The sequence below is a fragment of the Streptomyces sp. MS06 genome, from assembly GCF_047200655.1.
Lineage (GTDB): Bacteria > Actinomycetota > Actinomycetes > Streptomycetales > Streptomycetaceae > Streptomyces.
In genome coordinates, this window is sequence record NZ_JBJZOJ010000029.1 from 1 (window position 1) to 14661 (window position 14661).

The following is a 14661-nucleotide window of genomic DNA, read 5'->3' on the forward strand; positions in this document are numbered from 1 at the left end:
GGTCACGGGCAGCGAGCGCACACCATAGACGGCCTTGTCCGTGCGGTATTCCAGCTCCTCGTACGGCACCGCCAGACGCAGGTCCGGCAGCCGGCGCAGCAGCGTGCCCAGCGCGATCTGCAACTCGGCGCGGGCCAGCGGCTGGCCGATGCACTGGTGCACACCGAAGCCGAAGGCGAGGTGACGGCGGGCGTCGCGGGTGATGTCCAGCTCGTCGCCGCCCGGGAACACCAGCTCGTCCCGGTTGGCCGCGGACAGCATGCACAGCACGCCGTCGCCCGCCCGGATCAGCGTGCCGTCGATCTCGACGTCCTCCAGTGCCGCGCGCGGCAGCCCGAAGTGCACGACGGACAGATAGCGCAGCAGCTCCTCGACCGTGTCCTTGATCAGCTCCGGTTCGGCCCGCAGCCTGGCCAGCTGGGCGGGGTTGCGCAGCAGCGCCAGCGTGCCGAAGGAGATCATGTTGGCGGTGGTTTCGTGGCCCGCCACCAGCAGCACCATGCCCATGGCCGCGCACTCGGCCTCGTTCAGCTCACCGCGCGCGACCAGCCGGCTCAGCAGGCTGTCGTCCGGCTCACGCCGCTTGCGCTCGGCCAGTTCGGTCAGATACCCGTTCAACGTGGCCATGGCCGCCTTGATCCGCTCCGGCGGCGTGCTCAGGTCCACCAGCATGCTGGTCTGGCCCTCGAAGAACTCGTGGTCGGCGTACGGGACGCCGAGCAGCAGGCAGATCACGCTGGAGGGCACCGGCAACGCGAAGTCCCGGACCAGGTCCACGGGAGAACCCTGGGCGATCACGCGGTCCAGGGCCTCGTCGACGATCTTCTGGAGCTGCGGGCGCTGCGCCTCGGCGCGCTTGACGATGAAGTCGCCGGTGAGCATCCGGCGCAGCCGGGCGTGCTCGGGGTCGTCCAGCCGCAGGAAGCTGGGCTGGGCCTTGGTGAGCAGCTGGCGGCGGCCGGGGGAGAGGAAGGGGAAGCCGGGAACCCGCGCGTCGGCGCTGAAGCGCTTGTCCTGCAGGATCGTACGCAGCTGCTGATGACCCGTCACCAGCCAGCACCGTTCGCCGTCCCACAGACTCACCCTGGTGAGCGGGGCGGCGCGGTGGGCCTCGAGATAGGCGGGCGGCGGGGAGAAGGGGCAGGTACCCCGGGGGGCAGGCAGGGACAGTTCCTGGTCGGTGACGGCACTGCGGGCGGGAGTCATACGAGGGGCTCCTTGCACGGATGAGGTTAGACGAACGAGGCGGGGGCGTCAGGCACCGACGGCGCCGTCGGTGTCCCCGGACCCGGTGCGGGGGTCTTCGCCCACGGTGATGGCACCGGCCGGGCACAGGCCGGCGGCCAGCTCCAGGTCGGCGCGGGCGGCCTGGCCGGCAGCGCCCGGGCGCAGCAGGACCAGGCCGTCGTCCTCGCTCTGGTCGAAGACGTCGGGAGCTGCCATGACGCACTGGCCGGCGCCGCAGCACCGGCTCCGGTCGACGCTCACCTGCATGTCGGATACCTCCGGTGGAGTGGGGATCGGGTTGCGCCATACGGCCGACGGCATCGAACCGGAATCCACTCGCGCACCGATCGAGCAGCGCCTGCCTCGAGCGTGCTGCAGGGATCCTTGAGGAGCCCCGGTCGTCCGGCGGGGCGCCGCGTGATCGTCGAACGCCTCTGCGGCTCAGGGCCGTTCGTGGCCCTACAGGCGGCCTCTGCGATCCGTTCACATGACCGGCGACTCGAGCACGGCACCGGCGACCGTCACCGCCCTGCAGCCCACCCCGTTGCTCCGGCCCACGCTCCGCGGGGACGGCCGACGGGAAACGCCGGTCTCCGCTTCCCCTCCGTTCATTCTCAGTAGCCTTCTCGACGATCCGCGGGTGTCCAAGGACGCCAGCAAGCACTTTGAAGGTTCAGACAAGAGGCGCGATCTGCTCGGTGTTGGTGCTCGGCCATTGGCTTCGGGTGTCGCACGGGGGGAGCTATCAGCTTCTCTGGTGGCCTACTGGCAGTTGTGGCTTGCTGTTGTCCCTTCGCGTTCCGGCTCTGAGGTTCCTGGATTGATTGAGACGCTAACGCCAGAGGGTGCTGCCAGGTGGGCCGTGAGCAACATGCCGGCGCCGCGTTGCTGTCGCGGTTGCGGCTGGGCCGTGCGGTTATCGCCGGGTGAGGACCCGTCGGCCGTGACGCTCGTTCGACGCTCCGGCATCCCGCCGCACCCCTTCTCGGACCGAGAAACAGCCTCTGACCTGCGGACCCTCCTGGTCGGGTGGTGACCGACCTGTTCCCGATGACGCATCACGTGGAGTGTGTCGCCATCCTCGAACCGGCCGCGAAGGGCTCCTGACCTGCGGTTTTGTGCGTGCGCATTATGTGCGGTGTGGGCGTTACGGGCGATATCTTGACGCTGAAATGACGCTCGTGACGCTCATTTGACGCTCATTCTGATGGGGTGTCAGGTAAACTGCGTCGCTGGTCAGTGATCTACTGATTACGTGAGTGCGGCAGGGCGCTGGGAGTTTCGTGGCGCGAAGCGGCGTCGCCGGTCCACGCGTGCGGAACGCCCAACAAGTTCTTCGAGTGCTGGTTGTACATGCACACCGCTCCTGATCACGCAAAGCGAAGGCACCTGTATTCGTCGGCGGGACGCTGCCCCGCAACTGGCCTGGATCTTGGCCGGTGGGCGTGCGGTCCTGCGGTTGCCGTTCGACCTCCTGTGCTCTTCGGAAGGTCCATGGCCGCACGCGGCCGCAGCTCGATGATCGGCGCAGCGGACGGGCGGGGACGGTCACCCTTCGTACGGTGTCCCGGGCGCTGCTGGTGCGGTGCGCGTCGTGCGCGATGCCGGTCCTTTGGGTGCACGGCCGGAGCCTGCGGCGCCTCGCGGACACTCCGCTCGGTGGCACCCCGGTCGTAATCGAGTTGGTGGTGTGCTGGTTCAAGTGTCTGAACCCCTGTTGTCCAGCTGTGACGTGCGCTGAGCAAGTCCTGGGTCGATGATTTTGCCTCTTGAAGGGTGCCACCTACACCACGTTGCTGCTCGGCCTGGAGGCCTGGCGCCCGGTCGATGCGCTGTCCGGCCGGGATGCCGAGCCGCTCGCGGACTGGCTGTGCGGGCATCCGGAGGTGGAAGTGATCTGCCGAGACAGGGCCGGCTCGTACGCTGACGGCGCCCGGACCGGGGCACTGCAGGCCCTGCAGGTCGCCGACGGCCGGCATCTCTGGCGCAACCTTGGCGAGGTGGTGGACAAGACGGTCGCCGTTCACCACGTCTGCGTCCGCGCCGCGTTTACCACGCCCCCGGTCACTGCGGAGTCGACCGGAACGCTCCTGGTCGCGGAGGAGCCGGAGGCGGTGCCGGTGGAGTTCGTGCCGCCGGATGACGCCGCCGAGCTGAAGGAGATCCGCACCCCTTGCCCGGAGCTCGACGCAACCGCCCGGCACGTCCGTGATTTCGCCGACATGATGCGTGACCTGCGCGGTGACCGGCTGCCGGCCTGAATGGACCTTGCCCTCGCCGACGACCTACCCTTCCTCCACACCCTCGTAGACGGCTTCCGCCGCGACCTGGAGGCAGTTACCGCCGCCCTGACCGCCCCGTGGCATCCATGCCGTCGCCGAACGAGCAAGGGGCCTCCTCAAGGCCAAGGCCCGCAGGGTCAGCCTCGACCCCAGCGACATCACCGGGATGGCCCGCGCCGCCCTCGTCCTGCTCCAACTGGACACGGACGCACCACCTGAACGAAGAGCACAAACCGTCACGAAGCGTTATCGAGAAGGGCTCATCGCCCCGAGCCGGACGCGTCGGCAGCGTAGACCCGGCGGATGAAACGCCGTTGCCACGGTGCTTCGACCGCACGGGAGTGGTAGTTCTGCCTCACCCATTTGACCGCCTCCTTGGGATTCATGCCCTCGAAGACGCAGATCGCGGAGAGCCCCGTGCCGGTCCGACCGATGCCGCCCCCGCAGCAGATCTCCACGCGTTCGCCCGCGGTGCGGTCGTAGGCAATGCGAAGTTTGCGCATCGCGTCCACAGGGTCGGCGGGAAGCCAGAAATCCCGCCAGGGAATCCACAGGGACTCCCACGGCGGCTTGGGCGGCTCGTGATCCGTCAAGTGCACGGCAAACGTAGGGGTCTGCCCCTCCGGCAGATCGTATCTGAGCCCGCGTCCGCGAATCATCCGCCCCGAGGGCAGCGTAACTACCTTGGGGTTATCGGTGTTCCACAGTTCGGTCATGATGCATCCTGTTTCGATCGGTTCCGTAAAATGGAGTCGCCGGCCATTGCGATGGTGCCCAGCGGGATCTGGGGAAGCACTTGTTGAGCATGGAGAACCAGCGCGAAGGCTAAACCCTCAGCCTGCCCAAGGGTGCCCGCTGTCGCGCCCAGCACGGCCGCCTCGAAGGTACCCAGCTGGCCCGGCAGGGTCGGCAGAATATTGGACACCTCGATCGACAGCAGTACGAGCACGAGGACGGCCACCGGCAGCCGTAGATCCAGAGCCTTCGCGATGGTCACCGCAGCCAGGAAGTCCAGGGCCCGGGTGACGAGCGCGGCCGCCCCCACTTCCGCGAAGACGCGCGGGCGGCGGACCGGGCCGAGTGCCGTGCGTACATCGAACACGATCTTGCGCAGCCGGCCCTCCCGGGTGGGGGCGGACGGGGTGCGCGCGACCCCCACGATCAGTACGGACAGCACCGTCAGCACGGCCGCATACACCCAGGCGACGGCCACCGCCCAGCCCGGCACGTGGCTCCCCGGCCACCAGATGGACACCAGGAAGGGCACCAGGCCCAGGCTGGAGAAGAACTTGCGGACCATCATGAGCGTGACGGTCACCGACCGGGCCACCCCCTCGCGCAGCAGGTAGCCGACCCGGAGGAACTCGCCCACCCCCTCCGGGCTGACGGCCGCCGCCGCCTGGACGGCCAACTCGATCCGCACCAGGAGGGGGAACCGGATCCGGACCTCGGTGAACATCGCGTTCCAGCCGACGGCCCGGGTCACCTGCGAGGCCACGTTGGCCAGGACGGCCACGGCCAGCCAGCGCCAGTCGGCGGCCTTCAGCGCCGCCCACAGACGGGCCGTGTCCAGACCCCGCAGGGTGATCACCAGGCCGATGCCCACCGCCACGAACAGCAGCGCCTGGATCACCCGGGCGCGCGTGCTGGTGCTCTTCGGCGGGGACTCGGTCCGGGTCACGGTTCACTCCGCAACCTCACGGTGCCTGCGTCGCCGTCCACGGCCAGCATGTCCCCGGTTCCGATCCGCGAGGTCGCGGTCCGCACGCCCATCACCGCCGGGATGCCGTACTCGCGCGCCACCACCGAGCCGTGGGACAGCGCGCCCCCGACGTCGGCCACCACCGCGCCGGCCCGTGCCAGCAGCGGCGCCCACGCCGGCGTCACCTGGCGTACGACGAGGACCTCCCCCTTCTCCAGCGTGCCCGCGTCCGCGAACTCGTGGATCACCCGGGCCCGGCCCGTGTAGCTCCCCGGGCTCACCGCCGATCCGCTCAGCCCGTCTCCCTTGTTCTCCCCCCGCTCGGTCCCGAACAGCGCCAAGGAGGTGATGTCGGACCCGAAGAGCGTGATCCGAGCGTCGGCGGGGACCACATCGGGCGGATCGAGCCGCCGCTGCCGCTGGCGCCGCAGTCGGCGCTCACGCACCAGTTCGCGCCACCGCGGGTCGTCCACACCGGCGTTCACCCAGCCGCTCAGCTCCTCACCGGTCAGGTAGAACACGTCGTCGTCGGCGTCGAGTAGGCCGGCGAGGACCAGTCGGCGGCCGAGTTCGAGATATCCGGCCCGCATGAACGGCCAGCCGAGCGTGAAGGAGTGAAGGGCCTCGTCCCGTACTCCGCTCCAGTGGTTCGCCCACCGGTGGACCCCGCGCCGCAGCCGGCCGACCGGACCGCGTCCGAGCCGGAGCCCCGGGGCTCCGCCGGGGCTCGATGCCGGTGCCAGGGCGCTCGGGTCGCCGCCGTCGCGGCGGTCGGCGATCACCGAGCGGAGCATGGAAGGGTCGTCGACCGCGGTGGGTTCGGCCGGGTCGAGGCTGTACACCAGGTGCCCGAAGCGCCGCAGGTACTCCTGCAGCAGTTCTTCCTCGTCCTCCGGGGTGGCCGCGGCGACCCGGTCCAGGGCGCGGTCGGCCTGGTGGGCGAGCCGGTCGTCGCCCACGAGCAGGGATCCGGTCGTGAGCCCGGCGGTGTGCCGGCCGCCGCGTGCCAAAACCACCCCCAGCAGCCACTCGCTGGTGTTCCAGTGCCAGGCGAGGCCGCCGATCACCGCCCAGTAGCGGGCGCTGAGGTCCTCGATGGTCCGGATCCGTCGCAGCACCTCGGCCGGTGTCAGGTCCTCGAGGGGCGTGTCCCGTGCCCGGTCCAGGCCGGCCCGGAGCGCGGGCAGTACCTCGTGCCGCCAGAGCCGTTCCACCGGCGAGAGGTGGAAGGACAGCCACCGCGCGATGAGTCGCAGGGTGCGCAGCGGATACCGGGAGAGGGGGAAGTCGAAGCGCAGATAGGCGAACCCGTTCACGGTCCCGTGCATCGGCTCCGGGATCAGCGGGCTGCGCGCGCGCAGTCTGTGCGGACCGCCCCAGTTGGTCGCCCACCGGTCGATGAGCGCCGGGAACAGGGTGGTGGCGAAGAGAGGGGAGAGCGGATCGGACAGCCATGAGTCGCAGATGCTCATCCGGGCCCACCGCGCACCGGGGACCTCGCTCGCCCAGTCGCCGAACTGCGTCGGCTGCGGGACGGCGGCGGTGATCGGGCGAGCCTGCAGCAGGTGCAGTCCGGCGTCGTCCAGCGCCCACTCGATGTCCTGCGGTGCGCCCAGCGCCCGCTCCACCGCCAGAGCCGTGCGGACCAGTGAGCGCAGAGGGCCCCCGCTCCCGTCCGTCTCGCCCATCCGCTGCGCGAACGCGGTGCTGAACACGGGCGCGTGCGGCTCTTTCCGGGAGAATGCCACCCGGTGCGGGTCCACCGTCCCGTCCACGAGCTGCGCGCCGAGCCCCTCGACCGCCTCCACGTGGACCAGGTGGTCGCCGTCGGCGAGCGGGGCCTCCGCGGTGAAGAGCACCCCGGCCCAGTCGGGAACCACCATCGCCTGGACCACGACGGCCATCGCCGGGACCTGCTCGGCGAGGCCGATCCGGCCCCGGTAGACCCCGGCGGCGGCGGAGTGCCGGGAGCGTTGGCAGCGGCCGACGGCCGTCAGCAGTTCTTCGAAGGTGCGGACGCCGAGCACGCTCTCGTACTGGCCGGCGGCACTGCCCGCGGCGCCGTCCTCGCTGGTGGCCGACGAACGTACGGCGACTCCGTGCGGGGCGGGCAGGGCCTCCCAGTAGTCCCGTAGCTGAGCGACCGCGTCGTCGCGCAGCCCCGACCCGCCGGCGCTCTCCCCGTCCTCCTCCAGGCCCGCCGCGGGGGTGAAGACATCCACCGGGAGACAGAACCCCGGGGGAACTGGAAAACCCGCCGCCATCAGCCGGCCCAGCCCCTTGGCCTTGCCCCCGACCCGTTCGACGGGTAGGTCCGCGGCCTCGGTCAGGCTCACCACGCCCTCAGTCATGCTCTGCCACCTCCACCCACTGCTGATAGAAACGCCGGAAACGCCGCACGCCCTCGTCACCGGGCACGTAGATGCCGTGCCGGTCCCCCGGCAGCAAGGTGTCGAAGACCGGCAGGTCCTGACGGGCGGCCACCTGCACTTCCGCACGGTGCACGAGCGCACGCAGCCACCCCAGGGCCCTCGCCCCGTCGGGGTCGACGGCGGCGCTGATGTGCTGGATGCTGTGGAGCTCCCCGACCGGGGTGACGGCCAGGATCATCCGGTACAGGCGTCGGCCGTCCGCGTAGTACTCGATCTCCTGGCAGCTCGCCCAGCCGCGCATCCGCAGGGTGAACTCGCACGCGTTGAGCCCGAACGCGTTCGACACGGTGCCCAGCGCGCCCCGGTACGCCGGCCAGGTCAGGGTCGCGTCGCAGCGTTCCGACGGCCCGTCGTCCGGCGCTCCGTCACCCACTGCCCCCTCGCGCACGTCCGGGAACACGATCCGGGCCTCCCCGGTCACCGTCAGCCCGTGCAAGGCCACCAGGTGGTCCGGATCGTAGGTGTTCTCCAGGATCCGCCGGGTGGTCGCCCGGGTCGGGTCCGCCAGCCGGAAGCTGCGTACGCCCGGAAACCGCCGCGCTTCGAGGTCCGGCAGGTCCGGTGGCTCGTAACGGGGCGTCCCGATGCCGTACCACGCCCACACATAGCCCGAGCGTTCACGGGTGGGCAGCGTGGCGACGGCGGCCCGCGCCGGCGGGCGGCGCCCCGGCACGAAGACGCACGCCCCGGATTCGTCGAACCGCCAGCGGTGGAAGGGGCATTCGAGCGTGCCGTCGACCACCTTGCCGCCGTGCAGGGCGGCCCCCGCGTGCGGGCACACGGCGCTCTGTACACGGGCCTGGCCGTCCTCGCCGCGCCAGCCCACGTAGGTGTTGCCGAAGAGAGTGATCCGGCGCGGCCGACGACGCAGCTCCGCGGAGGGCAGCGCGACGTACCAGCCCGAGGCGAGGTTCGTGACGGGCCGAGCCGACGCGGCCAGCCGCTCAGACGTCCTGTGCCTCATCCTGTCCCCTCCCGAACACTCCGCCGTCGTCTTGCGACGGCCTTGACCGGTCCCTCACTTGTTCCCTCGCTCCGTCCAACGGCGGTGGAACTGACGGAACCGCAACACACCCTCGTCGTCGGCCGTGTTGATCGAACCGTCGGTCTCCCCGGCGTCCCGGTAGATACGCAGATCCGCCCGCGTCCCCCACCAGTGCTGGAGCCGGTAGCCCCAGAAGACCGGGGACGAGCCGAGCAGACCGCCGGCCCGCGGCATGACGGTCCAGCCGTGCATCGTGGTCCGGCCCTGCGCCACCGGCGTCACGGCGAGCAACTCGTGCGCCACCGGGCGGTCGTTGAGCTCGAACGTCAGCACCTGGTACGAGGGCGTCGAGCGCAGGTGCAGACAGAGCCGCCCCAGACCGCGCCGCCGCCGGTCGAGCGGAGCCGGCAGGCTGATCGATTCCGTGGTGATGCGCGCCGCGAGCGTATGCCGGTCCACTTCGGAGTCCCAGGTGAGCCGCAGATTGTCGGAGATTCCGTGGACCACCGGGAAGTGGGGTACGTCGAATCCGTTCTCCAGCACACGGCGTGCCGGCGCGGGGGTGTCGAAGGCGAACCGGTAGCGCCGGTGGGCCGGGGACCGACGGTCCAGGTGCGGGAAGTCCGGCGGCGGGTACTCGGGGACCGCCGAGCCCACCCAGGTCCAGACGTAGCCGAGCCCTTCCCAGGAGGGGTGCACCCGGGCCGAGGCACCGCGCGGCACCCGCCGGGTCGCGGGGGCGGCCACACAGGTCCCGTTGCCGTCGAACCGCCAGTGGTGGAACGTGCACCGCAGCTCTCCGCCCACTACCCGTCCCAGTTCCAGAGCGGCTCCCTGATGAGGACAAAAGCGGTCCATCACGACGGCCGCGCCGTCTCCCGCGCGCCAGAGCACCACCTCCTGTCCGGCCACCACGGCGGCCCGGGGCCGTCGTCCCACCCGGAGGGAACGCTCGGCCACGTACCAGCCACGCGCCAGATCGCGCGGGGGTTCGAGATCGCGGGGCGGCTGTCCCCGTACCGGCGCGAGACTCATTTGACGGCCCTTCCCTCGTCCGCGGCGCGGTCGACCCATGACTGGTAGTAACGGCGGAACCGGAGCAGCCCGTTGTCGTAGCGCACGTAGACGGTGGGCTGGGCGTTGCGGGTCGAGTCGTAGACGGGTACGTCCTGGAAGGTCCCCGCCCGGTTCTGGACCCAGAACAGGACGTAGTTGAAGAGGGTGCGGTGCCAGCGGCCGGTGCGGCGCACCCCGGCCCAGCCGACCTGCCGGGTGGCCCGGTCCCCCTCGGGGACGATGCCCATGAGCACTTTGTAGACCTCGGTGCCGTCGACGTACGCCGTGAAGCGCTGACCGCCCGGCCACCCGTCGACCAGCAGTTGCATGTGGCGGCCCATCGTGAACGTGGAGACGACACCGGTGATCCAGCCCAGAGGCGAGCGGCGCAGCGGTGGCCGCCACGGCCGGCCGGAGAACCACACGCCGAACCAGGCGTCGTCCCGCGTCAGCGCTGGGCCGTTGTCCGCCGCCTCGGACTGCTTGGCCAGCACGCGGAACTCGACCTCGTCCAGGGCCAGTCCGTGCAGAGCGCTGAAGTGCTGGTGGTCGACCGCGTTCTCCAGCAGTTGGCGGACCGTCCCGGTGGTCCCGTCGTCATAGGTGAAGCCGAGGTACCGGCGTGGTCTTTCGGTCAGGGCCGGGAACTCCGGCAGCTCGAAGAGAGGTTCGGCGGTGCCGTACCAGACCCAGACGAACCCGTACGCCTCGCGGGTGGGGTAGGAGCGGATCCGGGCCGTCGTCGGGGGACGCGAGAGACCGGGGATCGCGGAGCAGACGCCGTTCCCGTCGAACCGCCAGTGGTGGAAGGGGCAGCGCAGTTCGCCCTTGACGACGTCCCCCAGGCCCAGGTTGGCACCCTGGTGCGGGCAGTGCGCGGCCACGCACCGCGCCATCCCTTTCCGGTCGCGCCACAGCACGACCTCGCGCCCGAACAGCCGCATCCGGTGCGGCCCCTTGCCCAGGCGGGAGCTCTTGATCGCGGCATACCAGGAGGCGGCGATGTTCGCCCCGGCGGGGTTCGGGGGAGCAGCCGGGGCGGAGAAGGTCTGGAGCTCTTCCCGGGAGCCGTCCGCGCCGATCACGCCGCCACCCGGCCGCGGACCACCTGGGCGGCCCAGCGGAGCATCGACGCGCGCTCGCCGAATCCGTCGAGCTCCGCCACCGCCCGCGTGAGCAGTCCGCGTACCCGCCCGCGTGCCTCCTCCACCCCCACCAGCCGGGGGTACGTCCACTTGCCCGCGGCCCGGTCCTGGCCGACCTCCTTGCCGAACTCGTCGAAATTAGACGTCTCGTCGAGAATGTCGTCGACGATCTGATAGGCGAGCCCGAGATTCCGCGCATACGTGGTGAGCCGGGCAATGTCGTCCTGCGAAGCCCCTCCCAGAATCGCCCCCGTGACCACGGACGCCTCGATGAGTGCGCCGGTCTTCTTGATGTGCATCTCCTCCACGGTCGACGGGTCGACATCGTCGCGTCCCTGGCAGTAGAGGTCGATCGCCTGACCGCCGGACAGCCCCGACGGGCCGACCACCTCGATCAGTTTGGCCATGACGGCCAGCAGTATCTCCGGACGCAGTGAGCCGGAGTTCCGGAGTATGAACTCCAGCGCATAGGCGAGCAGCGCGTCACCCGCCAGCAGGGCCATACCCTCACCGAACACCCGGTGATTGGAGGGGCTGCCGCGGCGGAAATCGTCATCGTCCATGGACGGCAGGTCGTCATGGATGAGCGAAGCCGTGTGCAGCATTTCCAGGCCGCAGGCGGTGGGAAGCGCGATCGAGACGTCGGTGTCGAATATCTCGTAGGTCAACAGGCACAGAGTCGGCCGGATGCGCTTTCCGTCGGCCAGCAGCGAATAGGCCACGGCCTCACGCAGTTGAGGCGGCTCCACCGAGTCGACAGAGGAGCGCAGCTTCTCGTTGACCTGGCGACGGAATTCTTCCATCGGAACCGGAAGGTCAGTTTCCATTTTTGCGTTGTGAATCGCGAAAGACACGAGCGCCCACTCTCCCCGTGGATACGGGGAACCGGCCGCCGGGCGAATGGGCGACGGCGCAGATCAGCGGCGATGAAAAATAGAGGTTGACGGCGGATGGATCGCGGTGCGACAGTCGGCCTGCTCAGATCGCCAGTACGCGCGCGTCCGGGCCTGCGGTCGCCTTGGGCAGAGGTCTGCCGGCCACGCTCATGCGCTTCAGCCAGCGGTCCGTACCGTCGAACCGCGGCTCGAAGGCCCGGCGGCCGTGCACGGCACGGTAGTTGTCCACGATCAGCACGTCACCCTCGCCGACCACCACGTCACGCTGGGCACGGGTGAGCTCGTCGACGATCGCGGCCAGCGCCTCCGCGGCCTCGTCGTCACCGGCCGGCGCGGTCGTGTACGGTGCGTCGATCCGTAGGAAGGGGGCCTCGGCATCGCCGAAGAGGAGGGCGACCGGCTCCGGGTTCTCGTACATCTCGCGCGCACGCCGGAGCATGTCGCTGTCGGGGGCGAACCTGACCAGCTGACGCAGATGTTCCAGGTCAGGCCGGATGTGGAAGCGCCGCTCGCTGAGTACGGACCGGTGTTCCCCGGTCAGCCGCAGGTCGTTGACCGTGCCGAGCGTGGTCGGCACCCGATCGAGGTTCCTGACGCCGAGGAGCGCCAGATAGCGGCACCTGTCCTCGTGAAAGCCGTCCTCGGTGTGCCAGTCCAGGGCGACCGAGCCATGGCCGCTCTGCTGCTCCCTGTCGCTCTCGACCGGGAGGAGGTTCTGCACCATCCTGCCGCGCTGGAGGGTCGGCCACGCGAAGACTTCACCCAGACCGGAGGCCAGCAGGGCCAGCTGCGCCTCCTCCAGCTCCTGGCGGCGGTCGTCGACGGCTTCCTGCCAGGAGGCCGGGGTGGGCCCGCACCGGTCGGCGTCGACGCGCACCCCTGAGATCCGCAGTGCGCCCAGCGAGGACGAGTCTTTGAATTCATTCAATACCGAGCGAATCGACTCCGGTATTCGATGGACATGTTCTTCCAGGCCCTCATAGAAAAGGGACTTCGCAGGAGAACCTTGAGCGGCCAGTGCAGTCTGGGCTACCGTGCATAAGCCATCGGCCTCTTCAGCCGACAGCGAGTACCCTAAAATCGACGAAGAGTGCCCTGAGACGTCGTCCATGTAATCCCCCGTGATTTGGTCGGACGTGACCGGAACCGCGAAAAGCAACACAGGCGGGCGGAATTCGTGGCGAAGGAAGCGCAGCCTGTGTATCAAGTCTTGCGAGTACGTCTGGCGGTGCGGTTGGTGATGGTACACCATGTTCATCACCCGGTCAGGTGAGTACTGTCTGAACAACCAATTCCGGTAAGCCAGTTGGACGTCCACGGGCTGGACGGGCTGTGCGGGGAATGGCTCTAGGAGGCTGGATTGAGCATGATGCGTAACCTGAGGACGGCGGCGTCCCAGCGGGCCAAGCGGTTGTTGGCTTCGGCCGCCACCCATGTGGCCCCACCGATTCGACGCGGCATCGAGACCGCCATCAGCGAGGGCTTGCACGGTCCCGTCCTCGGTTCGTCCCTGAAGCAGCAACTCAAGGCCACGCCGGTACGGTTGACGGCGCGATACCTCGCCTTCACGGTGAAACGCGCTCGCCTCAAGGAACTTGCCCCGGAACCCGTCGGGGGGAATCTGTCCGGATACCTGGCAGGGCTTCGGGACGCAGGCATCGAGAAGGCGCTGGCCCGCCTTTGCGCGCGCATCCCCGACGGTGCGCGCGCCCGTCGGGACGTCACGGAACTCGCCGAAGTGGAATTCGGGGTCCGCCATGGCGTGGCGAAACCGGAACGACTCCGGCGGCTCCTGGAGTTGGCTCCCAGCGAACTGCGCCTCGTCCGCGACCTCGGCCGGCCGTGGGACCGCGACGGTGACGAGGAGCTGCGCGAGACGCTGCGACCCGCCGAGACCCTGGCTTACCTCGCGTGGGACCTGAAGCAGTACGCCGGTGCCACCCGTCCGATCAAACGCACCAACCTCTACGCTGCCTTCGTCGACGCCTACGGCGACGCCGCCCCGGAGCGACTGCGCGAGGAAATCGCCCATTTCGAAGCACAGTTCGAGGCGGGATTACGATCGGTCGGCGCGGCGGACCGGGAGCGGCTCGAGCGTGCCTTCACGCTCCACTGCGCCCCGCTCCGAGACGCCTTCCCGGAACCGGCGGCCGACCGGCACGAGGAGGAGGGCGCGGTTGAAGGGGTCTCGAGCGCCGTCGTCCTGTTCGGCATGCTCTGCGCGGTCGGATGGCTGGTGGCCTACGTGGCGATCGTCTACCGGGGATTCGCCGACCAGACGTACGGTGTGCCGCTCGCCGCCTTCTTCGCCAACCTGACCTGGGAGTTCGCCTATGGCTTCCTCCTCGACCCGTTGGGCGACTACTTCCACACCGCGAGCATCTTCGGTTTTCTGGTCGACGCGGTGATCGCCTGGCAGGTATGGAAGTACGGCGCGGCCCAGTTCCCGAACAGTGCGCTCGGCCGCTACTTCCGGCCACTCTTCGGACTGTGCGTGGCCGCCGCCCTGTCGGTCAACTACCACGCGTTCATCGACCTGGCGGATCCCGATGGGGAGTACACCAGATTCGGCATCAACCTCATGATGTCCATCCTGTACCTCAAGATGCTGGAGGACCGCGGCTCGCCCGCGGGCCAGTCGATGTACATTGCCATCGGCAAATGGCTGGGCACGCTGTGTGCCTGGATCGCCACGGCCCTCACCGTCACCACGTCACCGAAGCAGACCTGGCCCACGAGCTGGTCCGACTTCACGCGGAAGTCGCTGGGCAGCCGTTCGTATCCGCTGACGCCGCTGATCAACGTCATGTACGGATGGACGTTCCTGCTTGACGTCGCCTACTGCGTCCTGCTCCACCGCTCCATCAAGGCCGCCGGCATGTCGCCTTGGCGCCGGCTCTGAGAATCTCCGCTCCGCAACAGGGCTGTCGTCCGCG

The 14661-nt window shown here is 69.5% G+C and carries 12 protein-coding genes; 2 read left to right on the plus strand and 10 right to left on the minus strand.

Translation table 11 applies throughout. The annotated features are described in order from the left end of the window. Together ACL02U_RS17400 and ACL02U_RS17405 are read right to left on the minus strand one after the other, a co-directional pair. Positions 1-1206 (minus strand): cytochrome P450 (locus tag ACL02U_RS17400; protein ID WP_412791761.1); only part of this gene is annotated, 1206 nt, incomplete at its 3' end. Positions 1207-1254: 48 nt separating this feature from the next. After that, positions 1255-1494, minus strand: coding sequence for a ferredoxin (locus tag ACL02U_RS17405; protein WP_053049592.1), 240 nt, complete (start codon positions 1492-1494; stop codon positions 1255-1257). 1526 nt (positions 1495-3020) lie between these two features. Between ACL02U_RS17405 and ACL02U_RS17410 the strand changes: the two genes are divergently transcribed. After that, the gene (locus tag ACL02U_RS17410; RefSeq protein WP_412791762.1) at positions 3021-3488 is read left to right on the plus strand and encodes a hypothetical protein; all 468 of its coding nucleotides are present in this window, start codon (positions 3021-3023) and stop codon (positions 3486-3488) included. A 281-nt stretch (positions 3489-3769) separates the two neighbouring features. Here the strand turns inward: ACL02U_RS17410 and ACL02U_RS17415 are convergent, their stop codons facing one another. The 8 genes from ACL02U_RS17415 to ACL02U_RS17450 all read right to left on the minus strand — a co-directional run bounded on the left by ACL02U_RS17415 (position 3770) and on the right by ACL02U_RS17450 (position 12653). After that, positions 3770-4225, minus strand: a complete 456-nt coding sequence (locus ACL02U_RS17415; RefSeq protein ID WP_412791763.1) for a protein phosphatase — start codon at positions 4223-4225, stop codon at positions 3770-3772. After that, complete coding sequence (locus ACL02U_RS17420; protein WP_412791764.1) at positions 4222-5190, minus strand: lysylphosphatidylglycerol synthase transmembrane domain-containing protein; 969 nt, start codon at positions 5188-5190, stop codon at positions 4222-4224. The genes ACL02U_RS17415 and ACL02U_RS17420 overlap by 4 nt, the downstream gene beginning before the upstream one ends. After that, complete coding sequence (locus ACL02U_RS17425; protein ID WP_412791765.1) at positions 5187-7562, minus strand: PEP/pyruvate-binding domain-containing protein; 2376 nt, start codon at positions 7560-7562, stop codon at positions 5187-5189. Before ACL02U_RS17425 ends, ACL02U_RS17420 begins: the two co-directional genes overlap by 4 nt. Next, positions 7555-8607: a Rieske 2Fe-2S domain-containing protein gene (locus ACL02U_RS17430; RefSeq protein ID WP_412791766.1), complete on the minus strand. Its 1053-nt coding sequence runs from the start codon at positions 8605-8607 to the stop codon at positions 7555-7557. The genes ACL02U_RS17425 and ACL02U_RS17430 overlap by 8 nt, the downstream gene beginning before the upstream one ends. A 54-nt stretch (positions 8608-8661) precedes the next feature. Then, positions 8662-9663, minus strand: a complete 1002-nt coding sequence (locus ACL02U_RS17435) for a Rieske 2Fe-2S domain-containing protein (protein WP_412791767.1) — start codon at positions 9661-9663, stop codon at positions 8662-8664. Next, a complete protein-coding gene (locus tag ACL02U_RS17440; protein ID WP_412791768.1) occupies positions 9660-10769 on the minus strand; it encodes a Rieske 2Fe-2S domain-containing protein in 1110 nt (369 codons plus the stop codon). The genes ACL02U_RS17435 and ACL02U_RS17440 overlap by 4 nt, the downstream gene beginning before the upstream one ends. Then, the gene (locus ACL02U_RS17445; protein ID WP_412791769.1) at positions 10766-11632 is read right to left on the minus strand and encodes a polyprenyl synthetase family protein; all 867 of its coding nucleotides are present in this window, start codon (positions 11630-11632) and stop codon (positions 10766-10768) included. The genes ACL02U_RS17440 and ACL02U_RS17445 overlap by 4 nt, the downstream gene beginning before the upstream one ends. Positions 11633-11807: 175 nt before the next feature. Next, positions 11808-12653 carry a TauD/TfdA family dioxygenase gene (locus tag ACL02U_RS17450; RefSeq protein WP_412791770.1) on the minus strand — a complete coding sequence of 282 codons (846 nt, stop codon included), beginning with the start codon at positions 12651-12653 and terminating at the stop codon, positions 11808-11810. Positions 12654-13085: 432 nt separating this feature from the next. Here ACL02U_RS17450 and ACL02U_RS17455 point away from each other — a divergent pair, with 432 nt between their 5' ends. Then, positions 13086-14627, plus strand: coding sequence for a hypothetical protein (locus tag ACL02U_RS17455; protein ID WP_412791771.1), 1542 nt, complete (start codon positions 13086-13088; stop codon positions 14625-14627). Positions 14628-14661: the final 34 nt, after the last annotated feature.

Coding starts and splice junctions, on each gene's coding strand:
- ACL02U_RS17445 (WP_412791769.1), bottom strand. CDS start 11,632: ATGGAAGAATTCCGTCGCCAGGTCAACGAGAAGCTGCGCTCCTCTGTC.
- ACL02U_RS17430 (WP_412791766.1), bottom strand. CDS start 8,607: ATGAGGCACAGGACGTCTGAGCGGCTGGCCGCGTCGGCTCGGCCCGTC.
- ACL02U_RS17415 (WP_412791763.1), bottom strand. CDS start 4,225: ATGACCGAACTGTGGAACACCGATAACCCCAAGGTAGTTACGCTGCCC.
- ACL02U_RS17425 (WP_412791765.1), bottom strand. CDS start 7,562: ATGACTGAGGGCGTGGTGAGCCTGACCGAGGCCGCGGACCTACCCGTC.
- ACL02U_RS17435 (WP_412791767.1), bottom strand. CDS start 9,663: ATGAGTCTCGCGCCGGTACGGGGACAGCCGCCCCGCGATCTCGAACCC.
- ACL02U_RS17405 (WP_053049592.1), bottom strand. CDS start 1,494: ATGCAGGTGAGCGTCGACCGGAGCCGGTGCTGCGGCGCCGGCCAGTGC.